At 55.5% G+C, this 21,363-nt stretch carries 18 protein-coding genes and 1 tRNA gene; 7 read left to right on the top strand and 12 right to left on the bottom strand.

The window, feature by feature from the left end; all coding sequences use genetic code 11:
* Window positions 1–199: 199 nt before the first annotated feature.
* Window positions 200–1,396, bottom strand: coding sequence for a Bcr/CflA family multidrug efflux MFS transporter (locus D5067_RS07490; RefSeq protein ID WP_119937043.1), 1,197 nt, complete (start codon window positions 1,394–1,396; stop codon window positions 200–202).
* A gap of 15 nt (window positions 1,397–1,411) precedes the next feature.
* The gene (gene rsuA, locus D5067_RS07485; protein WP_119937044.1) at window positions 1,412–2,119 is read right to left on the bottom strand and encodes a 16S rRNA pseudouridine(516) synthase RsuA; all 708 of its coding nucleotides are present in this window, start codon (window positions 2,117–2,119) and stop codon (window positions 1,412–1,414) included.
* A gap of 280 nt (window positions 2,120–2,399) precedes the next feature.
* On the opposite strand from rsuA, the gene radD reads away from it, so the two are divergent.
* Together radD and rplY are read left to right on the top strand one after the other, a co-directional pair.
* The gene (radD, locus tag D5067_RS07480; protein ID WP_119937045.1) at window positions 2,400–4,160 is read left to right on the top strand and encodes a DNA repair helicase RadD; all 1,761 of its coding nucleotides are present in this window, start codon (window positions 2,400–2,402) and stop codon (window positions 4,158–4,160) included.
* A 125-nt stretch (window positions 4,161–4,285) separates the two neighbouring features.
* Window positions 4,286–4,570, top strand: a complete 285-nt coding sequence (gene rplY / locus D5067_RS07475; protein ID WP_119937046.1) for a 50S ribosomal protein L25 — start codon at window positions 4,286–4,288, stop codon at window positions 4,568–4,570.
* Window positions 4,571–4,622: 52 nt separating this feature from the next.
* Here rplY and yejK read toward each other — a convergent pair whose 3' ends face one another.
* Window positions 4,623–5,630, bottom strand: a complete 1,008-nt coding sequence (gene yejK / locus D5067_RS07470; protein ID WP_119937047.1) for a nucleoid-associated protein YejK — start codon at window positions 5,628–5,630, stop codon at window positions 4,623–4,625.
* A 134-nt stretch (window positions 5,631–5,764) separates the two neighbouring features.
* Here yejK and D5067_RS07465 point away from each other — a divergent pair, with 134 nt between their 5' ends.
* The 3 genes from D5067_RS07465 (at window position 5,765) to D5067_RS07455 (ending at window position 7,922) form a co-directional block, all read left to right on the top strand.
* Complete coding sequence (locus D5067_RS07465) at window positions 5,765–5,992, top strand: YejL family protein (RefSeq protein WP_001135586.1); 228 nt, start codon at window positions 5,765–5,767, stop codon at window positions 5,990–5,992.
* Window positions 5,993–6,011: 19 nt separating this feature from the next.
* The gene (gene yejM / locus D5067_RS07460) at window positions 6,012–7,772 is read left to right on the top strand and encodes an LPS biosynthesis-modulating metalloenzyme YejM (RefSeq protein WP_119937048.1); all 1,761 of its coding nucleotides are present in this window, start codon (window positions 6,012–6,014) and stop codon (window positions 7,770–7,772) included.
* A gap of 73 nt (window positions 7,773–7,845) precedes the next feature.
* A tRNA-Pro gene (locus tag D5067_RS07455) sits at window positions 7,846–7,922 on the top strand.
* Window positions 7,923–7,958: 36 nt separating this feature from the next.
* On the opposite strand, the gene D5067_RS07450 is transcribed toward D5067_RS07455, so the two are convergent.
* Both D5067_RS07450 and D5067_RS07445 read right to left on the bottom strand, forming a co-directional pair.
* Window positions 7,959–9,146, bottom strand: a complete 1,188-nt coding sequence (locus tag D5067_RS07450) for an MFS transporter (RefSeq protein WP_119937049.1) — start codon at window positions 9,144–9,146, stop codon at window positions 7,959–7,961.
* Window positions 9,147–9,284: 138 nt separating this feature from the next.
* Window positions 9,285–9,545: a DUF2534 family protein gene (locus D5067_RS07445; RefSeq protein ID WP_119937050.1), complete on the bottom strand. Its 261-nt coding sequence runs from the start codon at window positions 9,543–9,545 to the stop codon at window positions 9,285–9,287.
* A gap of 255 nt (window positions 9,546–9,800) precedes the next feature.
* On the opposite strand from D5067_RS07445, the gene eco reads away from it, so the two are divergent.
* Window positions 9,801–10,256, top strand: coding sequence for a serine protease inhibitor ecotin (gene eco / locus D5067_RS07440; RefSeq protein WP_235843298.1), 456 nt, complete (start codon window positions 9,801–9,803; stop codon window positions 10,254–10,256).
* A gap of 97 nt (window positions 10,257–10,353) precedes the next feature.
* On the opposite strand, the gene mqo is transcribed toward eco, so the two are convergent.
* Entirely contained in the window at window positions 10,354–12,003 is a 1,650-nt protein-coding gene (mqo, locus tag D5067_RS07435; RefSeq protein WP_119937052.1) for a malate dehydrogenase (quinone), read from the bottom strand.
* 187 nt (window positions 12,004–12,190) lie between these two features.
* On the opposite strand from mqo, the gene D5067_RS07430 reads away from it, so the two are divergent.
* Window positions 12,191–13,480 carry a SulP family inorganic anion transporter gene (locus D5067_RS07430; RefSeq protein WP_119937053.1) on the top strand — a complete coding sequence of 430 codons (1,290 nt, stop codon included), beginning with the start codon at window positions 12,191–12,193 and terminating at the stop codon, window positions 13,478–13,480.
* Here the strand turns inward: D5067_RS07430 and mgtE are convergent.
* The 6 genes from mgtE to D5067_RS07400 all read right to left on the bottom strand — a co-directional run bounded on the left by mgtE (window position 13,443) and on the right by D5067_RS07400 (window position 20,809).
* Window positions 13,443–14,879, bottom strand: a complete 1,437-nt coding sequence (gene mgtE / locus D5067_RS07425) for a magnesium transporter (RefSeq protein ID WP_119937054.1) — start codon at window positions 14,877–14,879, stop codon at window positions 13,443–13,445. The genes D5067_RS07430 and mgtE overlap by 38 nt on opposite strands.
* Window positions 14,880–15,027: 148 nt before the next feature.
* The gene (locus D5067_RS07420) at window positions 15,028–16,671 is read right to left on the bottom strand and encodes a multidrug ABC transporter permease/ATP-binding protein (protein WP_119937055.1); all 1,644 of its coding nucleotides are present in this window, start codon (window positions 16,669–16,671) and stop codon (window positions 15,028–15,030) included.
* Between the two features lie 76 nt (window positions 16,672–16,747).
* The gene (alkB, locus tag D5067_RS07415) at window positions 16,748–17,398 is read right to left on the bottom strand and encodes a DNA oxidative demethylase AlkB (protein WP_119937056.1); all 651 of its coding nucleotides are present in this window, start codon (window positions 17,396–17,398) and stop codon (window positions 16,748–16,750) included.
* On the bottom strand, window positions 17,398–18,456 hold the full coding sequence (gene ada / locus D5067_RS07410) for a bifunctional DNA-binding transcriptional regulator/O6-methylguanine-DNA methyltransferase Ada (RefSeq protein WP_119937057.1): 1,059 nt from the start codon (window positions 18,454–18,456) through the stop codon (window positions 17,398–17,400). The genes alkB and ada overlap by 1 nt, the downstream gene beginning before the upstream one ends.
* Window positions 18,457–18,528: 72 nt before the next feature.
* Complete coding sequence (gene apbE / locus D5067_RS07405) at window positions 18,529–19,584, bottom strand: FAD:protein FMN transferase ApbE (protein ID WP_119937058.1); 1,056 nt, start codon at window positions 19,582–19,584, stop codon at window positions 18,529–18,531.
* Window positions 19,585–19,699: 115 nt separating this feature from the next.
* Window positions 19,700–20,809 carry a porin OmpC gene (locus tag D5067_RS07400; RefSeq protein WP_119937059.1) on the bottom strand — a complete coding sequence of 370 codons (1,110 nt, stop codon included), beginning with the start codon at window positions 20,807–20,809 and terminating at the stop codon, window positions 19,700–19,702.
* Window positions 20,810–21,363 lie beyond the last annotated feature (554 nt).

Below are 21,363 nucleotides of genomic sequence, written 5' to 3'. Positions count from 1 at the left end.
GCGGTTTTTATAGGCACTGCAGGCTGGCGTCGGCGCTATATGTACCCGTTTCTGCGATCTAACTCAACCTTTTTGAATACAATGATGTGACTTTTTACATAAATACATTTTACATAAAAGAAACAAACACAGGGTAAACGAACGACGGTTTGGTTGATATGCGTCAACAAAAAGGCCCGAAACGGGCCTTTTACGATCGTTAGCGCGCGGTTTTACGCGGCCGGCTGGCGTAGAGATAGAAGAGAATGGAGCTGGTTGCACAAAATGCGATTGCCCACAGCATCGGCCAGGCCGTATTGAAAGTCGCCATCGACAGCAGTGCGCCCACAATGGCGCCGATGCCGAAGCGGAACGTTCCGGCAAGCGATGAAGCCGTCCCCGCCATATGCGGAAACTCGTCGAGGATCACCGCCATCGCATTGGAGGAGATCATCGATACGCAGCCGACGAAGGCCGCGACCCCGACCACCATCGCCCAGAACCCCACGCCGAGAAAGGCACTCACCACCAGCCATATTGCCATCACAAACTGGATCCACAGCCCCGCGCGGAACATGTTGATCGCCCCGACTCTGCGAACAAAGCGGCTGTTAATGATGGTCATGACAAACAGGAACACGATATTCAGCGCGAAGTAATAGCCAAAGTGCTGCGGCGAAACGTGGTTCAGCTCGATATAGACAAACGGCCCGGCGCTCAGGAAGGAGAACATCCCGGCAAAGCTGAAGCCGCTCGCCAGCATGTAGCTCAGGACGCGCTTGTGGCGAAACAATGAGGCAAAATTCCCTATCGTGGTACGGATGTGGAATTTCTGTCGCCGCTCAACGGGCAAGGTTTCATCTATAAAGAAGAAGATCATTGCCGAGGCCAGCAGTGCCGCAATCGCCAGGATCCAGAAGATAGCATGCCAGCTGAACCACACCAGCACGGCCCCGCCGACCATTGGCGCCACCAGCGGCGCAATGGTGGTGACCAGCATGACGAACGACATCATGCGGGAGAACTCTTCTTTCGGATAAACGTCGCGCATCAGGGCGTTAATCACCACGCTTGCCGCAGCTGCCGCCAGTCCGTGGAAGAAGCGCATGACGATCAGCTGATCGATACTCTGCGCCAGCGCACAGGCGACGGCCGCGCCCGCAAAGATCAGCGTTCCGCCCAGGATAACAGGCTTACGTCCAAGGCTGTCGGCCATCGGTCCATAAAGCAGCTGACCAATAGCGAAGCCGAGAATGTAGGTGCTGAGCGTCATCTGCGCGCTGCCCGCCGGTACGCCAAACTGCGCGGAAATCACCGGCAGCGCAGGCAGATACATATCGATGGACAGCGGCATCAGCATGGCCAGCAGGCCAAGAATGAACACGATTTTGAAAGACGAGTGTGGCCTGGTGGTCACAGGGTTCTCCTGAAATTAATGCGAAGGCAGACCGACGCTGGCGATCTCGTCATCCGTAAGCGGGCGGTATTCGCCTGGCTCCAGATCCGGGTCGAGTTCAATCGCACCAATACGTTCACGATGCAGGCCCACAACGCGGTTGCCCACTGCGGCAAACATACGCTTCACCTGGTGATAGCGCCCTTCGCTGATGGTCAGGCGCACTTCCGTTGGGGTAATCACTTCAAGCACCGCCGGTTTGGTGAGATCTTTTTCATTATGCAGCTGAACGCCATTGGCAAATTGCTCTGCCGTGTCGTCCGATACCGGGGACTCGAGCATTACCAGATAGGTTTTCTCGCAGTGGTGGCGCGGCGAGGTAATGCGATGCGACCATTGACCGTCATCGGTCATCAGCACCAGACCCGTGGTGTCGATATCCAGACGCCCGGCAGCGTGCAGCTTGTGCGCCACAGGTTCGTCGAGAAAGTACAGCACCGTTGGGTGATCCGGATCGTCCGTTGAACAGACGTAGCCTTCCGGCTTGTTGAGCATGAAGTAGCGCGGACCGTGCTGCTGGGTCAGCGGATTGCCGTCATACTCGACCTGGTGCTCAGGCTGTAGTTTGAAAGCAGTGTCTTTCACAATGTCGCCATCCACGGTAACGCGGCTGGCGCGAATTTCGCGCCCGGCAATAGCGCGGCTTACGCCGAGTTGCTGAGCGATAAACTTATCAAGTCGCATGAAATCTTTTTAGCCTTAATGGTGCTGAGAGTCGGACAACGCGTCCGAAAAAGAAGCAGTCAAGAACGGTTCAGTATAATGGTCTGGTTGCGCCACTCAAGGGAAAAAGTTTCGTGGCATACTATCTATACCCTAAATAATTCGAGTTGCATGAAGGCGGCAAAGGAGTGAATCCCCGGGAGCTTACATAAGTAAGTGACCGGGGTGAACGAGTGCAGCCAACGCACAGGCAACTTGAAGTATGACGGGTATATGTGCGGAATAACGAAACCGAGACCCTATGACTTTTACACTTCGTCCCTATCAGCAGGAAGCCGTCGACGCTACCCTCGCCTGGTTCCGGAAGCACCGGGAACCGGCCGCTATCGTACTTCCCACCGGTGCAGGTAAAAGCCTGGTCATCGCCGAACTGGCGCGTCTGGCCCGTGGCCGCGTGCTGGTGCTGGCGCACGTTAAGGAGCTGGTGGCGCAAAACCACGCGAAATACTGTGCGCTTGGGCTTGAGGCCGATATCTTCGCAGCCGGTTTAAAACGTAAAGAGAGCCACGGCAAGGTGGTGTTTGGCAGCGTGCAGTCGGTTGCCCGAAACCTGGACCTGTTTCGCAGCGAATTTTCACTTCTGATTGTCGACGAATGCCACCGCATTAGCGATGACGACGACAGTCAGTATCAGCAAATCCTTTCGCACCTGAAGGAAGTGAATCCTCACATTCGCCTGCTCGGCCTGACGGCCACGCCGTTTCGTCTGGGAAAAGGCTGGATTTATCACTTCCATTATCACGGCATGGTGCGTGGCGACGCGAAAGCGCTGTTCAGCGACTGCATTTACGAGCTTCCCCTACGCTATATGATTAAACACGGCTACCTGACGCCGCCCGAGCGGCTGGATATGCCCGTCGTTCAGTACGATTTCAGCCGCCTGCAGGCGCAAAGCAACGGCCTGTTCAGCGAAGCGGACCTCAATCAGGAGCTGAAAAAGCAAAAGCGCATTACGCCGCACATCGTCAGCCAGATTGAGGAGTTCGCGCAGACCCGCAAAGGGGTGATGATTTTTGCCGCTACCGTCGAGCATGCCCGCGAAATTACGGGGCTGTTGCCCGCTAATGACGCCGCGCTGATCACCGGTGAGACGCCCGGCCCGGAGCGCGACAGCCTGATTGAAGCCTTTAAGGCACAGCAGTTTCGCTATCTGGTGAACGTCTCCGTATTAACCACCGGGTTTGACGCCCCGCACGTCGACCTGATTGCGATTTTGCGCCCCACCGAATCCGTCAGCCTGTATCAGCAAATTGTCGGGCGCGGCCTGCGCCTGTCGCCGGGAAAAACCGACTGCCTGATTCTGGATTACGCGGGCAATCCGCACGATCTCTACTCCCCTGAAGTGGGCACGCCGAAAGGGAAAAGTGACAACGTGCCTGTACAGGTCTTCTGCCCCGCCTGCGGGTTTGCCAACACCTTCTGGGGTAAAACGACCGCCGACGGCACGCTGATTGAGCATTTCGGCCGTCGCTGTCAGGGCTGGTTTGAAGACGATGACGGTCATCGCGAGCAGTGCGATTTCCGTTTCCGCTTTAAAAACTGCCCACAGTGCAACGCCGAAAACGACATTGCCGCCCGACGCTGCCGCGAATGCGACACTATTCTGGTCGACCCTGACGATATGCTGAAAGCGGCGCTGAAGCTGAAAGACGCGCTGGTACTGCGCTGTTCCGGCATGGCGCTGCAGCCCGGCGCGGATGAAAAAGGCGAGTGGCTGAAAATCACCTACTACGATGAAGACGGCGCGGACGTCAGCGAGCGCTTCCGGGTACACACGCCGGCTCAACGAACGGCCTTTGAACAGCTTTTTATTCGTCCACATACCCGCACGCCAGGCGTGCCGCTGCGCTGGATCACCGTTGCCGATATCGTCCATCAGCAGGTACTGCTGCGCCACCCTGATTTCGTTGTCGCCCGCAAAAAAGGCCAGTTCTGGCAGGTGCGTGAGAAGGTCTTTGACTACGAAGGGCGCTTTCGCCGGGCAAATGAATTGCGCGGTTAGCAGGACTTTTCATTGATGTGAGGGGCATTTGAGTATAAAATGCCGCCCGCTTCACATCCGTGATGCAGAACACTCACCTGCTGCTGGGTCGCCTGTAGTAGGGTTTTAAATACAGAGAGAAATCAATGTTTACTATCGAAGTAGAAGTACGTAGCGTTCAGGGTAAGGGTGCGAGCCGCCGCCTGCGTAACGCCAACAAGTTCCCAGCTATCATTTACGGTGGCGAAGCTGCTCCAGTTGCAATCGAACTGGACCACGACAAAGTGTGGAACCTGCAGACCAAAGACGGTTTTTACAGCGAAGTTCTGACTCTCGTTGTTGGCGGGAAAGAAGAAAAAGTGAAGGTTCAGGCTGTTCAGCGTCACCCGTTCAAGCCAAAACTGTCTCACATCGACTTCGTTCGCGCGTAATCGCAAACTCGTCGAATAAAAACCCCGCTTCTGCGGGGTTTTTTTATGGCCGTTATTTACTGCCGGACGTTCGGCGCTGCAGCTGATCGCGCAGATTAGGCGGCGTGCCTTTGATGGTCAGCGTGTCAGTGGCCGGATCCCAGAAAATACGTTCCCCAAGCAGCATGGCATCAAAGTTGATGGTTAACCCACCGCCGCTACCGGCAAGCTTGGTAAGTTGGCGCAGCGTGCTGCGATCGGCTGGGAAGCTCTCTTCCAGTTCATAGCCTTTATCAGCGGTGAATTCCTGGAAGCTGACTTCGCTCACGCCCGCTAGCTCTTTAGAAAGCGACTCCAGCTCAATTTCTTCCCCCGCCTGCAGCTGTTCGTTGCAGTAGCTGTAAACCTGCTGACGCACGGTCTGGCGTTCGGATTTATCGAGCTGCGCTTCTGCCGTAAAGTCATCAACGGCCTGCAGCAAACCTTTGTTCTGCGCTTTGGCATTCAGGCCTTCGCTGGCGCCGAGGAAATCCATAAAGAAATCCGCGACTTTGCGCCCCACGCGCCCTTTCAGGAAGGTCAGGTAACGGGTTGATTCCGGGTTAGTTTCCCACTCGGTCAAATCGATACGCGCCACGATATCCGCATGGTTGATGTCGAGATAGTGCGTAGAGCTGATATCCAGCTGCTCGTTCACGCGCATGCTGCTCAAATTGTTCAGCACGGTCACCAGCAGGTATTCCACTGCCAGGTATCGGTAATGGCAGAACAGGACGATGCCGCCATCGGCAAAGGGATACTTCGCCAGCTCGTCGCGCAGACGCCCGGTTGCGGCGCGGCTGAATGCCAGGAAATCCTCTTCACCCTGACGCTGAAGACGCAGGCTATCAGCCAGTTCGCTCTCTTCGCTAAACAGACCGTAGGCTTTATTTTTAGCACTGTAGACGCGGTGTAACTCCGCCATCATTTCCACAACGGTAGCCGTGGGTTCAAGTAACGAATCGCGAAGCACCACTTCAAGGGTTTGCTCATCGCGCTTGATAAGCTGGTGCAAGGCAATCTGGTTGATTTCCAGACTCATGATAAACTCTCCTTTTAGACCGGGCGGTATTCAACCACCACCAGCGCATGTGTGCAACAGAAGATAAAAAAGGGGAAAAAAAGCTGTTGCTACGGTAATATGTCGCCCTTCTCTCAACAAACTGATTTTGATTTATGCCACAACATTCCCGCTACAGTGACGAACACGTTGAACAACTGCTCAGTGAGCTGGTCAACGTACTGGAAAAACATAAAACGCCGACCGATCTTTCCCTGATGGTGTTGGGAAATATGGTTACCAACCTTATCAATACCAGCGTTGCTCCGGCTCAGCGTCAGGCGATCGCCAAATCTTTCGCCCAGGCACTGCAGTCCTCCGTTAGCGACGACCAGGCACACTAAGGGAAACGAACAACAGTTTATGGTGACGAATCGTCAGCGCTACCGTGAAAAAGTCTCCCAGATGGTCAGCTGGGGGCACTGGTTTGCCCTGTTCAACATTCTGTTGGCGATGGTGATCGGCTGCCGTTATCTGTTTGTGGCAGACTGGCCCACTACGCTAATCGGGCGTATTTACTCCTGGATGAGCGTTGTCGGTCACTTTAGCTTTCTGGTGTTCGCCACCTATCTGCTTATCCTGTTCCCTCTGACGTTTATCGTCATGTCGCAGCGCCTGATGCGATTCTTGTCCGCGATCCTCGCGACCGCGGGCATGACGCTTCTGCTCATCGACAGCGAAGTCTTCACCCGGTTCCACCTGCACCTCAACCCTATCGTCTGGGAGCTGGTGATTAACCCCGATCAGAACGAGACCGCGCGTGACTGGCAGCTGATGTTTATCAGCGTGCCGATCATCCTTCTGATTGAGATGCTGTTCGCCACGTGGAGCTGGCAAAAGCTGCGCAGTTTGACCCGGCGTCGCCATTATGCGAAGCCTGTCGCAGCACTCTTCTTTATCTCATTTATTGGTTCGCACCTGATGTATATCTGGGCGGATGCGAACTTCTATCGCCCGATTACCATGCAGCGCGCTAACCTGCCGCTCTCCTATCCAATGACGGCGCGTCGCTTCCTTGAGAAGCACGGGCTGCTGGATGCGCAGGAGTATCAACGCCGCCTGATTGAGCAAGGTAATCCGGAAGCGGTCAGCGTGCAGTATCCCCTGAGCGAACTGCGCTACCGTGACATGGGCCGGGGTCAAAACGTCCTGCTGATCACCGTGGATGGTCTGAACTATTCGCGCTACGAGAAGCAGATGCCGGCGCTTGCCGAATTCGCGGATAAAAACATCGCGTTCACGCAGCATATGAGCTCCGGTAACTCGACCGACGCGGGCATTTTCGGCCTGTTTTATGGTATCTCGTCTGGATATATGGACGGCGTACTGTCTGCGCGTATTCCTGCCGCACTGATTACCGGACTCAATCAGCAGGGCTATCAGTTAGGGCTGTTCTCTTCGGATGGCTTCAACAGCTCGCTGTATCGTCAGGCGCTGCTCTCTGATTTCTCACTGCCGACAGCGCAGAGTCAGTCAGACAGCCAGACCGCTAACCAGTGGATAAACTGGCTGCAACGCTACGCACAGGAAGATAACCGCTGGTTCTCCTGGGTTGCATTTAACGGCACAACGCTTGATGACAGCAACCAAAAAGGGTTCGCGCGCCGTTACAGCCGCGCGGCGGGCGATGTCGATGCGCAGATTGGCCGCGTGCTGGACGCCCTGCGCGAATCCGGCAAACTGGACAATACCGTGGTGATCGTTACTGCCGGCCACGGCGTGCCGCTGGGCGACGAGAAAAAGGGTATGGACTGGTCACGTCCAAACCTGCACGTTCCGCTGGTGATCCACTGGCCGGGCACGCCGGCGCAGCGCATCAATATGCTTACCGATCATAAAGATGTCATGACCACGTTGATGCAGCGACTGCTGCATGTCAGCACCCCAGCGAACGAATACTCGCAGGGACAGGATCTCTTTAGCGCCACGCGACGTCACAACTGGGTAACTGCAGCCGGTGGCAATACGCTGGCGGTAACAACGCCGCAGCTCACGCTGGTGTTGAACAGCAACGGGAAGTACGAGACGTATAGCCTGGAGGGTGAAAAGCTGAAGGACCAGAAACCACAGCTCAGCCTACTCTTGCAGGTTCTGACGGATGAGAAGCGCTTCATCGCTAACTGATTAATTATAAACCAGTTAGCATCGCCTTCCCCTTGCATTCGAAATGGAATCGAGTAGTATTCTTTAAATGCGTCGGCACGTAGCGCAGCCTGGTAGCGCACCGTCATGGGGTGTCGGGGGTCGGAGGTTCAAATCCTCTCGTGCCGACCAAATACACATTTAAAACCAGCCATTAGGCTGGTTTTTTTATTGCACCTCGTACGGCGTTTTGCGCAAATACACCAGCGTAACCAGGCAAATCACCGCCCCGGCGTAAAACGTATATTCAGCGCCGACGGTTTCCCAGAGGACGCCTGCCCCGACGCTGGCGATGAGCAAGCCAACGCCACTTACCATACTGAAAATACCGAAAGCGGTGCCGCGCAAATCCGCTGGCGCCGTTTTCGCAATCATTGCCGCAAGAAGCCCCTGGGTCATGCCCATATGTAAGCCCCACAGCGCAACGCCTAAAATAATCCCGAGCCAATGGGTGCTGAGTGCCAGAACAACGTCTGCACCGATCAATACCACCAGCCCCCACTGCAGCAGCCGGACGTGGCTCATCGCGTCAGAAAGCTTGCCAAAAGGATAAGCAGAGAAAAAATAGAGCAGATTCATGGCAACCATAACCAGCGGGATCAGCGCAAGCGGGACGCCCGACTGCTGTGCGCGAAGTACCAGAAAGGCTTCACTGAAACGCGCAAGCGTGAAAACAGCGCCTAATCCAATTACCCACCAGCAGCCTTTGCCCAACCGCTTCAGGTTCTCTTTTTTAATCGGATTCGTACGTTTGTGCTCAACAGGGGTTTTGGGTTCGTGAAGACCAAAGAAAAGTAACGCAACGGCGAGTACACCAGGGATCACCGCAATCCAGAAAATAGTGCGGAAATCATCGTTCCACAGCAGCATCAGGCCAACCGCCAGCAGCGGCCCGAGAAATGCGCCGACGGTGTCCATGGACTGGCGCAGACCGAACGCCGCGCCGCGCAATTCGGGCGGCGTTACGTCAGCGACCAGCGCGTCCCGCGGTGCACCGCGAATCCCCTTGCCTACCCGGTCGATTAAACGTGCGCCCAGAATCATGCCGGAGGACGACGCAATCGCGAAAAGGGGTTTGCTCAGTGCGCCAAGGCCATAGCCCAGCACAGCAAGCCCTTTGCGTTTACCCAGATAGTCACTGATCGCCCCCGAGAAAACTTTGATAAACAGCGCGGTGGCTTCAGCCAGGCCTTCAATCAGACCAATTAGGATCACGCTGGCACCGAGTGTGGTCACCATAAACAGCGGCAAAAGGCTATGAACGATCTCCGATGAGATATCCATCAACATGCTGACGCCACCCACTACCCAGACTCCTTTCGGGATCCGGCTGAGGGTTGCAAACCGGGATAACATTGCGCATCTCCTGAACTTAACGAACCTTCCTCGTGTTCAAAACAGAATATCCTGGAAATGCGAATAAATATCGTTAATAAAAATAAAGGCATAAAAAAAGCCAACCCGCAGGCTGGCTTAATATACGTAAGCGCTTACTTAATGCTTTTCGCGATCGCCCAGGAAGTAAATCCCCAGCGGAATGGCAAGCAGAACGGTGAATACCAGGCTGTATACGCAGATCATCGCGGATTGCAGAACGTACATGCTGGTTGTCCACTGTGAAAGCGGGATGTTGTACTGTTCAATCACGCCGACAATCGTTGCCCGTCCGACACAGGCGACTGCAATCATAAACACAACCATCAGCGCCAGCAGGAACTTGCGGCCTTCAGCTGTTTTCAATTTCGCGCGAACCATCACTCTTCCCTTTACAGATGAATAACATTACTAGTACTTAAAATAACACGATCTTCCATGGGACTCCATATCAGCACGATCAACCACAAAGACAGCGAAAAGCTAGTTTATTCCACCACCCATATTGCAAATGTAAGTAAATCAATCCATTCATTCACTAGCGTTATGCTAATCTTGTCATGACCGTTTTGACATAAAGGAATAACTGTGAAAAACGCACCAAAATTTGCCTTCGCCATCGTCGCCGCTGCCTGCATGAGTGCCAGCGCTTTCGCGAACGAAACCCCTGAACAGCAGCCACTGGAAAAAGTAGCCCCGTACCCGCAAGCGGAAAAAGGGATGAAGCGCCAGGTGATTCAACTGCCCGTTCAGCAGGATGAAGCGAACTTCAAAGTCGAGCTATTAATCGGCCAGACTCTGGAAGTAGACTGCAACCAGCATCGCCTCGGCGGCCAGATGGAAAGAAAAACTCTGGAAGGCTGGGGCTATGACTATTACGTCTTCGACAAAGTAACGTCGCCGGTCTCCACCATGATGGCCTGCCCGGACGGCAAAAAAGAGAAGAAATTCATCACCGCGTATTTGGGTGACAACAGCCTGATCCGTTACAACAGCAAGCTGCCAATCGTGGTGTTTACGCCTGATAACGTAGATGTGAAGTATCGCGTATGGAAGGCGGACGAGAACGTCGGACAGGCGGTAGTACGTTAAAACCGGGTCGGGTGAAGGCTTCGCCTCACCCGACCCGGAAAGGGTGCGTTCTGGTGCCCTCACCCCAACCCTCTCCCACCGGGAGAGGGAGAAATCACTACAGCGCGATATCCGCAACCGGCTTGTTTTCCGCCTGTGGCTTCAGCTCCGCTTTTGGCGCAGCATCCGCAGCCTGCGGCTTAACGTATTGCAGCTGCAGCACACGGCTGGTGTATTCCAGCTCCTGCTCCGTCGCGTCCACGTTACCGTTCAGCATCGTACCGTAGGATGGAATAATCGTTTTCAGTTTCGCCTGCCATTCCGGGCTCGCGACTTTATCTTTAAACACTTTTTCCATCAGGTGCAGCATGATTGGCGCAGCGGTTGACGCGCCCGGTGACGCACCCAGCAGTGCAGCGACGGTTCCTTCCTTATCGCTCACCACTTCAGTACCCAGACGCAGTACGCCGCCCTCTTTCGGATCGCGCTTGATGATCTGTACGCGCTGACCCGCCTGCCACAAACGCCAGTCCTCTTTCTTCGCCTGCGGGTAGTACTCTTTCAACGCCTCGAAACGGTCGTCGTCAGAGAGCATCACCTGGCTAATCAGGTATTTCACCAGATCGAAGTTGTCCAGCCCCACATCGACCATTGGCTTAAAGTTGGAGGTCGTGGTCGCGCTGAGCAGGTCCAGCAGGGAACCATTTTTCAGGAACTTGGTGGAGAAGGTCGCGAATGGCCCGAACAGCACCACACGTTTTCCGTCCAGCATACGGGTATCGATATGCGGTACAGACATCGGTGGCGCGCCCACGGAAGCCTGGCCATACACTTTCGCCAGATGGCGGTTTACCACTTCCGGGTTTTCCGACACCAGGAACTGGCCGCCTACCGGGAAGCCCGCGTAGTCATCTGCTTCAGGAATACCGGTCTCCTGCAGCAGCTTCAGCGCCGCGCCGCCCGCACCGATAAAGACAAACTTCGCCTTGATAACGTGCTCGGCGTCGTTGTTTTTCAGATCGGCTACCGTCACGCTCCAGCTGTTATCCGCATTGCGCTTGAAGCCACGCACTTCGGTGCTGAGCTGCAGGTTGAAGTTCTCTTTTTTCTTCAGAGACGCGACCAGCTGACGGGTAATTTCACCGTAGTTAACGTCGGTACCAATTTCGGTACGGGTCGCCGCCACTTTCTGGTTCGGGTCACGACCTTCCATGACCAGCGGTGCCCACTCCTTGATCTGCGCGTGATCTTCCGAGTATTTCATGCCGCGGAACAGGGTGCTCTGCTGCAGCGCAGCGTAGCGCGCGCGCAGGAAGTTCACGTTCTGATCGCCCCACACAAAGCTCATGTGCGGTACGGTGTTAATGAAGGAGTGCGGATCGTGCATCACGCCGCCGTTGACCTGGTGGGACCAGAACTGACGGGAGATCTGGAACGCTTCGTTGATCTCAACCGCCTTTTCGATACTAATGGAACCGTCCTTTTTCTGCGGCGTATAGTTCAGTTCCATGAGTGCCGAATGCCCTGTACCGGCATTATTCCAGCCGTTGGAGCTCTCCTGCGCCACGCCATCGAGGCGCTCGACCATGGTCATCGACCAGTCCGGCTGCAGTTCTTGAAGATAGGTTCCCAGCGTGGCGCTCATGATACCGCCGCCAATTAAAAGGACGTCCGTTTCCTGCTCTTTGGGCGCGTCTGCTTTCGCCGCCATAGGGACGGTGTTCAGCACGACGGCCAGAGAAAAGAGCATGGCAGTCATTTTTTTCATAATTAATGCCTTAGTGTAATAGTGCTTGATGCGTGGAAAGTGCAGGTGAAAAAAGCTGCGGGGGGAACGGTAGCAACTTTTAAATATTGTTTAAAGGTTACGAAATTATTGTAATTGTGAAATTTAATGATGGATTGTTTGTAGGGATTAGGGGCACAGCTGGCAAAACGGGCTTTTTCTGGCTACTATGCTGCACTTTGTGATCGCACGCACGGAAGCCTGCCCTAACCTGCGAAATGTTATGTCTCTACCCCATTCAGCTCTACCCCATGAAGACCACGTCACTACGGTCTTACGTTCGCCTAAACACCTGATGCGTGAAACGCTGGCGGGCGTGATTACCGCTCTGGCGCTAATCCCTGAAGTGATCTCATTTTCGGTGGTTGCAGGCGTTGATCCGAAGGTCAGCCTGATCGCCTCCGTGGTGCTCTGCCTCGCGCTGTCTGTCCTCGGCGGGCGTCCCGCAATGGTTACCGCGGCCGCAGGTTCCGTGGCGCTGGTGATTGGACCCATGGTGCATCAGCATGGCGTACAGTACATTCTGCCCGCCGTGCTGATGGCCGGCGTGATTCAAATCCTGTTTGGCGTACTGGGCATGGCGCGGCTAATGCGCTTTATCCCCCAGTCGGTGATGACCGGCTTTGTGAATGCCCTCGGCATTTTGATATTTTTTGCCCAGGTTCCCCATTTCTGGAGCCGAAGCCCCCTGATTGTAGGCCTGTTCGTGCTCACGCTGCTCATTGTGCTGTGGGTGCCACGCTACGTCAAAAGTATCCCCTCGCCGCTGATTGCGATTGTGCTGTTAACCCTGTTCACCGTCACCACCGGGCAAATCCTGCCGACGGTCGGGGATGAAGGCTCGATGAGCGGCGGGCTGCCGGGGTTCACGGAACTGCTGGTGCCGCTTAACGTACAAACGCTGAGCATTATCTGGCCGTGCGCGCTGAGTATCGCCTTCGTTGGCCTGCTGGAATCTCTGCTGACGGCAAAGCTGGTGGATGAACTGACCGCAACGCCGTCGAGCAAACGCCGCGAAAGCATCGGGCTGGGCGTGGGTAACATCCTGTCAGGTTTTTACGGTGGGATTGCGGGCTGCGCGATGATTGGCCAAACCATCGTCAACGTGGAGATGGGGAAAGGCAGGAGCCGCATTTCCACCGTCGCTGCGGGCCTTGTGCTGCTGGTGCTGGTGACGGCGCTCAGCGAAGTGATGGCTAAAATCCCGATGGCCGTGCTGGCGGGGATCATGGCGATTGTCGCCATTAAAACCTTCAGCTGGCATAGCCTTCAGCCTGCGACGATCAAAAATGCCCCCGTCGCAGAAACGGTGGTCATGCTGGTTACCGTGGCCGCAACGGTCTCAACCGGCAATCTGGCCATTGGCGTGCTGGGCGGGATTGTGGTGATGGTGCTGCTTCCCGCCCGCATCAAGCGCCGGCTTAAAGAAGAAAAATCGTCGCCAGCCCAAGGAAAATAAAGAAACCGCCGGTATCGGTGATGGCGGTGATCATCACGCTCGACCCCACCGCGGGGTCGCGCCCCAGTTTGGTCATCGTCAGCGGAATAATCACCCCCATCATCGACGCCACCAGCAGGTTCAGCACCATCGCCAGCATCATCACGCCGCCCAGCGCCATGTCGTCGTATAGCCACCAGGTGATGCCCCCCATAATCCCGCCCCACACCAGGCCGTTAATCAGCGCGACGCCCATCTCTCTAAAAATGAGCCACGAAAAGTTACCGGGCTGAATATTTTCCAGCGCCAGCGCGCGGACGATCATGGTGATGGTCTGGTTTCCAGTATTACCGCCAATCCCCGCCACGATAGGCATCAGGGAAGCCAGCGCGACCAGCTGCGAAATGGTGTGTTCAAAGCCATCAATCACGCGTGAGGCGATAAACGCGGTGCACAGGTTAACGGCGAGCCAGGCCCAGCGGGTTTTGACCGCCTTTCCCACCGAGGCATGCACGTCATCTTCCGCGCTGATCCCGCCCAAAGCACGCAGGTCGTTATCGGTTTCTTCGTAGACCACATCAACAATCTCATCGATGGTCAGACGGCCCATCAGTTTTCCAACCGAATCCACGACCGCTGCACTCACAAGGTCATCACGTTCGAAGGTACGCGCCGCTTTCTCCGCGTCGTCTTCCGGCGAGAAGACCATCGGCTCGGTTTCCATCACCTCACTCACCCGCCGCTGCGTACTGTTCAGCAGGATTGTTTTCAGCTCCAGCTCGCCGAGCAGGGTTTTATCCCGCGAGGTGACAAACAGCTTATCGGTGTTGTCAGGCATACTGCCCAGGCGACGCAGATAGCGCTGCACCGTGCCGAGCGTAACGTCCGGGCGCACCGTAATAACGCCGAACTCCATGATCGCGCCGACGGTGTTTTTTTCGTAATGCATCACCTGGCGCACGCGCGCCCTTTCTTCGGCCGGCAGCGATGCCAGCAGGCGTCCGGTCAGGTTTCGCGGCAGGTGCTGAACCAGGTAAATCTGCTCGTCGATATCCAGCGTTTGCAGGGCATCGAGAATATCCCGGTCGCTCATCTCATCAATGAGGTCATCCCAGACGTTTTCGGAGGCTTCAAGCAGAACCTGTCCACGCTCGTGATCCTGCACCAGGCGCCAGAGGGCGTGACGCTCTTCCGAGGGGAGTGCTTCCAGCGTATCCGCCAGGTCGGGCGGGGGGAGATGAGCAACCAGCGCACCTACCTCAGCAATATCGTCGGCCAGGGTGCCGACATCATATTGCTCAGCCAGGGTGAGTTTGCCTAATAGCGTTGACGTGACCGCTTTATCGGTCGTGAGCAGCCAGATGAGTCGCGCACGCTCCTGGTCACGCTGCCTTGCGCTGTTTTTCTTTAATACCGACATCAATCATAAATCCATTAAATGAGTTGGCGTTAAGCATAGCGCGGGGATATGTAAATAAGAATAAACAACGGGGCGGGATGGAGAAAAAATCGCCACTACGGCCACGATCTATCCCCTCTCCCTGTGGGAGAGGGTCAGGGTGAGGGCATCAGGCCGTACGCGCCACCGCGTCACGCGACGCCGCATCGCGTTCTTCGCCGGTCAGCTCGCTCAGCCTGCCGTCGCGCATCTCCAGCAGACGGTCAGCGTGGATAAAGTAGTGATCGTCATGGCTGATGGCGAAAATGGTTTTGCCCATCTCCTGCATAAGCGGCAGCAGCACCTGGTAGAACTCGCGGCGGAAGTGCGGATCCTGATCTGCCGCCCATTCATCCAGCAGGATGATGTCACGCTCTTCCGCCAGCGCCAGCAGCAGCGCCACGCGCTTCTTTTGCCCTTTAGACAGCTTGAGGTTCAGGATCTTGCCATCCTGCATCTCCAGCTTGTGCGACATCTGCAGGTGCGCGAGCCATTTTTCCACCAGCGCCGGATTGGCCTGCTGACCTTCCGGACCAAGCAGTTGCTCAAACAGCCAGACGTCGGTAAATACCGCCGAGAAAAGCTTGCGGTAATCTTCCGGTTTTTCCGCGCTGAGCGCCTTGCCGTCCAGCAGAATTTCGCCTGACTGAGGCTGGTAGAGCCCGGTCAGCAGCATTGCCAGCGTCGATTTCCCGCTACCGTTACCCCCTATCAGGAACAGCAGCTCGCCGCGGTGGATGGTCAGATTCACCGGCCCGACGGAAAAGGCATTATCCTGGTAACGGAAGGTTACGTTACGCAGCTCCAGCGTTTGCCAGTTCGGGAAGGCCTGCGGGCGAGGGAATTGAGCCTTAAACGGCGCAAGATCGAATTTCTTCAGCTTGTTAAATGCCACCTGCGCGCTCAGCAGCGTTGGCAGTGCGCCAACCGCAGAAAGCAGCGGCGTGCGTAAAAAGAGCAGCGTCAGGGAGTAGGTCGCCGCAACGTTAGTATCGGCCCAGCCCAGGCTGTTTGCCATCCAGAATACCAGGCCGATGGCGCCCAGCATCATAATGTTCGACCAGTTCACCGCGCTCAGGTGGAAGGTATCGGCACGGATTATATGATGACGATATTCACGGGCATCCGGCGTATAGAGGTTGTTAAAGATATGCTCGGCGCGCTCGCGGTTCAGGGTCAGCTCTTTGCGCCCTTCCAGCACCGTCTGGTAATCGTTATAGAGCTTGTCTTCGGTTTCACGCAGCACCGCCATGTGCTTATAGACCCGCGATACCAGCATGAACCCGCCCCAGATGGTGATGACAATCCACAGCGCGGTCACCGCCAGCATTTTTGTGGAGAGCCAGGCGAGATAGGCCGCCGATCCAAAGGTCAGGATAATGCCCTGCACCAGCTCCGGCAGGCGGACAAACGCAATGGTAATGGCGCGTACGTCGCTGGTCAGGCCCGCCAGCAGGGAAGCGCTGCCAAGCTGCTCCACGCGCTCAACGTGCGTGTCGAGGATGCGCTTGATAAATTCGCTGCGCAGGCGGAAGACGAAGTGGTGGCCGAGCACGGTCAGGGCCAGCTGTGAGCCCAGCGTGACCGCCATTAACAGCAGCAGCAAACCCAGAAATTCCGGCAGAACGGACAATGAGGTATCGACCATTTCAATCAGGCGCACGTTAATGAACGCAATCAAACCTATGCCCAACGCGGCGCTGGCAAGGCTTAACGCCATCACCGCAATGAAAGGCCAGCGATACTGACGCCAGACGAGAAGAAGTAGTTGCATGCAGAGCAATCCGGACAAGAAAAAACAGCCAGCAGTGTAAACTGCCTTTCGTACACATCAAGAATAATTCTTATTTTTATTCTCTATGCGCGGCCTGCCGAAACGTGAGGTTATAGCGAAACGCTCCCGTTAGCGGGTGAATGCCCGGCTTTAGCGGTTGAATGCCATGATAATAGAGTCGGGACTCCCGCCCCCACACCACCACGTCACCGTGCTCCAGCATCAGGCGTTTAAGCGGGTCGCTGCGCTGCAGCCCGCCAAACTGAAAGACCGCGGGCAGCCCCAGAGAAACTGAAACGATCGGCGCGCGCAAGTCCGGCTCGTCCTTATCCTGATGTAGGGAGAGTTTTGCCCCCTCGGCATAACGGTTGATCAGGCAGGCATCCGGCACGAAATCGTCATAGCCTGCTGCAACGGCGGCGGCGTGGCAGAGCGCCTGAAACACCTCGGGCATGGGCGGCCACGGGCTGCCGGTCTGGGGATCGTGATGAGCGTACACATAGCCCCGCGCGTTCGTTGCCCACCCGAGCCGGCCGCAGTTGGTCATCGCGACTGACATGGTATAGCCACCCGGCGTCACCATGTGGCGAAACGGTGAACGCGCCGCCACGCGGTCGATACCGTCGAAGAGCGCTGGCGCGCGGGCAAGCGCGAAGCGGCGGAGGATCACCGCCCCGGGTGCCAGCGGTTCCTGCCAGGGTTCGGCATCCGCAAAAAGATCGAGCATCATCCCTCCTGGTTTTGCGTCTCACGCTCTAAAAGTAGCGCCTTGCGAGCTGTCCCCCAGCGATAGCCTGAGAGCGCCCCGTCGTTGCGCACCACGCGGTGGCAAGGAATAACAATCGCCAGCCTGTTGGCCGCACAGGCTCCCGCCACGGCGCGAACGGCGTTCGGTTTGCCAATCGCCTTTGCGACCTGCTGATAGCTGGCCGTTTCACCGCAGGGTATAGCGCGCAGCGCCTGCCACACCTGCTGCTGAAACGCCGTCCCTCGAATATCTAAGGGAAGTGACAGCGGTACGGCCCGGCTGTCGATACTGGTCAGGACCTGATGTATACGCTGTGCAAACGCGCCTTCAAGCGGTTCACGCTCTGCCCTCGGAAACAGGGTCAGCAGCTCTTCGGTGAGCATCCTGTCGTCGTCGCCAAGCAGTATTGCGCAGATCCCGCGCTCGCTCTCCCCCACCAGACAGCGGCCCAGTGAACAGCTATCGATGGCATAACGCACCGCGACGTCCCCTTTCCGGTACTGCTTCGCCGTCATCCCCAGCGCCTCATCGGCCTTGCGGTAATAGCTGCTGCTGTCCGGGAACCCTGCCGCCAGGACGGCCTCGGTAATGTTATCGCCCTGCGCCAGCGCATTACGCAGGCGCTGCCCCCGCGCGGCCTGCTGCCAGGCTTTCGGCGTCATCCCGGTCACGGATTTAAACAGGCGGTGGAAATGAAAAGGACTCATGGCGACCTGCCGTGCCAGCGCTTCCAGCGTTAATACGGAATCTTGTTCCAGCAGGCGACAGGCCTGTTCAACCTTCGCAAGCCGCTGTTCCCGGGGATCGCTGACGTCCGGCCTGCAGCGTTTGCAGGGACGGAACCCGTCCCGCGCGGCATGGAGAGCGTCAGGATAAAAGCGAACGTTTTTGCGCAGCGCGCGGCGGACGCGGCAGGACGGACGGCAAAAGATACCGGTCGTCTGCACGGCGAAGACAAACTGATTATCAGCGTGAGGGTCGCGGGCCTGTACGGCCTGCCAGCGATCCTCATCGGTCATAAAGGCTGGTTTTTTCATCATCGGCTCCTCTTACAAGCATACTCATACCTTGCCCGAGTGCCACAAAACAAAAACCCGCAACCTTGCTTTTTAATTTTTTTCGCTCACCAGGAAGCTATTAAACTGCGGCGAGCTCCAGGTTTTGAACCCATCCGCCTCTTTGGTGATCATATAGACCGCGAGCTCTTCCTGCCGCACGACCTCTTTGGCTTTTTCCGGGCCCAGCACCATCAGCCCGGTATCCCAGGCATCGGCTTCCAGCGCCGTCGGGGCGATCACCGTTACGGAAACCAGCTTATGCTCAATCGGCCGGCCGGTTTGCGGATCGATAACGTGTGAAATGCGTTTGCCGTCCAGCTCGTAATAATTACGATAACTGCCCGACGTGCTAATACCGTGCCCGTTAATATCGACAATCGCCTGCACCGCGTTTTGCTGGTCGGTCGGCTTTTGAATAGCCACCCGCCACGGTTTGCCACTGGCATTCATCCCCCGGCTAACGAGCGCGCCGCCCACGGAAACGAGGTAGCGCGAGATGCCTTCCCGGGCCATCAGTGCCGCCAGATGATCCGCCGCGTAGCCTTCCCCCACCGTCGAGAGATCGACAAACAGATCGGGAATATCTTTCTGCAAATACTGCTGGCCGTACTGATTGATTACCGTCAGGTGTTGCAGGCCGGTGCGGGCGCGGGCGTCATCAATGGCCGCCTGTTCGGGCGTCACCACCGGCTGTTTGTTCGGGCCAAACCCCCAGAGGTTCACCAGCGGCCCGACGGTGATATCCATCGCGCCGTTGGTTTTATAACCCACGCGCAAGGATTCCGTCACGATGTCGGCCATCGCTTCGCTCACTGGCCAGAGGGAAGTGCTTTTGGAAAGGTTAAAGCGCATTAGCGCTGAGTCGTTTTTATAGGTCGAGAGCAGCTGGTCGTCGGCATCCAGCTGCGACTGAATTTTACCGCGAAGTTCGTCCCCGCGCGTTTTGTCGATATTCATTACGCTGACGCGCCAGAAGGTGCCCATAGTCTTGCCTTCCAGTACCGTCGCCGCTGGCGCGTCGGTCTCTGTGGTGGGCGTAGACGTGTCACATGCCGTCAGGAAAAAAAGGGTAGCCAGAACGCTGGCGCGTAAAAAAATCATGTCCATTCGTTATTATCCTCATGCCAGGGCGGCAAGAGTACACCAAAAAAGGGGGTTTGTAAGACCCTAAAAAAGGCATGAAAAAGGGGCCAATTGGCCCCTAAGCTACACCGTTAAGCGATTAGAACTGATAAACCAGACCCAGCGCGACGATGTCGTCGGTGCTGACACCTGCCTGGCGAGTGAATTCTTTGTCATCCAGCAGGTTGATTTTGTAGTCGACGTAGGTAGACATGTTTTTGTTGAAGTAGTAAGTCGCGCCCACATCAACATATTTCAGCAGATCCTGATCGCCGTAACCTTCGATGTCTTTACCTTTGGACTGCAGGTAAGCCACGGATGGACGCAGACCGAAGTCGAACTGGTACTGAGCAACCACTTCAAAGTTCTGCGCTTTGTTCGCAAAACCGTAGATGTCGCTGGTGCTCTGAGAGTTACCGAAACGGGTTGCGTTATAGGTCTGAGAGTACTGCGCGGCCAGGTAGATGTTGTTGGCGTCATATTTCAGACCACCAGAGTAAACTTCTGCACGATCGCCTTCACCCAGTGCTGCGGTGTTGTTCTGATCGGAAGTACGTTTGGAAGAAGACATCGCACCACCGATGCTGAAGCCTTCACCCAGATTGTAGGTCAGGGATGCGCCATAACCGTCACCGTTCTGTTTCAGGGTGCTACGACCAGAGTCGTTTTCACCGCTTACGCTGCCGTTTTTACCCTGATACTGCAGTGCAAAGTTCAGGCCATCAACCAGGCCGAAGAAGTCCTGGTTACGGTAGGTCGCTACGCCGTTAGCACGAGATTGCAGGAAGTTGTCTGCACCGTAGGTGTCGCCGCCGAATTCTGGCAGCACGTCGGTCCAGGAGGTTACGTCGTAGATCACGCCGTAGTTACGACCGTAATCGAAAGAGCCCGCATCCGCAAATTTCAGACCCGCGAACGCTACACGCGTCCAGGACTGGTTGCTGCTGCTCTCTGTGTCATTCGCCTGAACGTTATATTCCCACTGACCATAGCCGGTCAGCTGATCGTTAACCTGAGTTTCGCCTTTGAAGCCAAGACGCATGTAGGTCTGGTCGCCATCAACGCTGTCGTCATCAGAGAAATAGTGCAGACCATCAACTTTGCCGTACAGATCTAATTTGTTGCCGTCTTTGTTATAAATTTCAGCCGCATTTGCTGCGCCCGCTACCAGCAGTGCTGGTACCAGGAGGGACAGTACTTTAACTTTCATTTTATTAACCCTCTGTTATATGCCTTATTATTACCACTGCTTACTGATTAACCCTCTTAACCAGTCGGCAACTTCATTCTCCTCAAAAATACAGAATAATCCAACGGGAATATGATACGAAAACTTTGAAGGTGTTTCATTTTGCGCACAATATGTTTCATTTTGTGAATGAGAGGGAACTTTTGCGAAGCACAGAGAGCTTAAAAATATAGCACTAATAATCAAATTAAGTATATATTACATTTAAATCAGCTAGTTAACACAATATTCGTTACCGCACTGAATGACAAAACAAATGACGCCGATCTCTCTAAAATATCTCTTGCTATCATCATTAACTTTATTTATTACCGTCATTCAGCTTTGAATGTCTGTTTATCCCTAATTGAACCGGATGCCGAGCATTCGGTTTTTTTTTACCTTTCTTTACGTTCCTCCCTATTTTTTGTGCTACCACACGGAAACAATAACGACTATTAACTAAATCCTGTTATTGCTGTCCGTATGCTTAATTTTTTTCTGTGAAACTTAATTTCTTGTTAATTCGTGCTATT

Origin of the sequence: Enterobacter huaxiensis (assembly GCF_003594935.2) — a bacterium.
GTDB classification, from domain to species: Bacteria; Pseudomonadota; Gammaproteobacteria; order Enterobacterales; family Enterobacteriaceae; genus Enterobacter; species Enterobacter huaxiensis.
Note: the sequence above shows the minus strand (reverse complement) of the source record. Positions and strands in the feature narration are given on the sequence as shown.

Coding starts and splice junctions, on each gene's coding strand:
- rsuA (WP_119937044.1), bottom strand. CDS start 2,119: ATGCGACTTGATAAGTTTATCGCTCAGCAACTCGGCGTAAGCCGCGCT.
- radD (WP_119937045.1), top strand. CDS start 2,400: ATGACTTTTACACTTCGTCCCTATCAGCAGGAAGCCGTCGACGCTACC.
- rplY (WP_119937046.1), top strand. CDS start 4,286: ATGTTTACTATCGAAGTAGAAGTACGTAGCGTTCAGGGTAAGGGTGCG.
- yejK (WP_119937047.1), bottom strand. CDS start 5,630: ATGAGTCTGGAAATCAACCAGATTGCCTTGCACCAGCTTATCAAGCGC.
- D5067_RS07465 (WP_001135586.1), top strand. CDS start 5,765: ATGCCACAACATTCCCGCTACAGTGACGAACACGTTGAACAACTGCTC.
- yejM (WP_119937048.1), top strand. CDS start 6,012: ATGGTGACGAATCGTCAGCGCTACCGTGAAAAAGTCTCCCAGATGGTC.
- D5067_RS07450 (WP_119937049.1), bottom strand. CDS start 9,146: ATGTTATCCCGGTTTGCAACCCTCAGCCGGATCCCGAAAGGAGTCTGG.
- D5067_RS07445 (WP_119937050.1), bottom strand. CDS start 9,545: ATGGTTCGCGCGAAATTGAAAACAGCTGAAGGCCGCAAGTTCCTGCTG.
- eco (WP_235843298.1), top strand. CDS start 9,801: ATGAGTGCCAGCGCTTTCGCGAACGAAACCCCTGAACAGCAGCCACTG.
- mqo (WP_119937052.1), bottom strand. CDS start 12,003: ATGAAAAAAATGACTGCCATGCTCTTTTCTCTGGCCGTCGTGCTGAAC.
- D5067_RS07430 (WP_119937053.1), top strand. CDS start 12,191: ATGCTGCACTTTGTGATCGCACGCACGGAAGCCTGCCCTAACCTGCGA.
- mgtE (WP_119937054.1), bottom strand. CDS start 14,879: ATGTCGGTATTAAAGAAAAACAGCGCAAGGCAGCGTGACCAGGAGCGT.
- D5067_RS07420 (WP_119937055.1), bottom strand. CDS start 16,671: ATGCAACTACTTCTTCTCGTCTGGCGTCAGTATCGCTGGCCTTTCATT.
- alkB (WP_119937056.1), bottom strand. CDS start 17,398: ATGCTCGATCTTTTTGCGGATGCCGAACCCTGGCAGGAACCGCTGGCA.
- ada (WP_119937057.1), bottom strand. CDS start 18,456: ATGAAAAAACCAGCCTTTATGACCGATGAGGATCGCTGGCAGGCCGTA.
- apbE (WP_119937058.1), bottom strand. CDS start 19,584: ATGGACATGATTTTTTTACGCGCCAGCGTTCTGGCTACCCTTTTTTTC.
- D5067_RS07400 (WP_119937059.1), bottom strand. CDS start 20,809: ATGAAAGTTAAAGTACTGTCCCTCCTGGTACCAGCACTGCTGGTAGCG.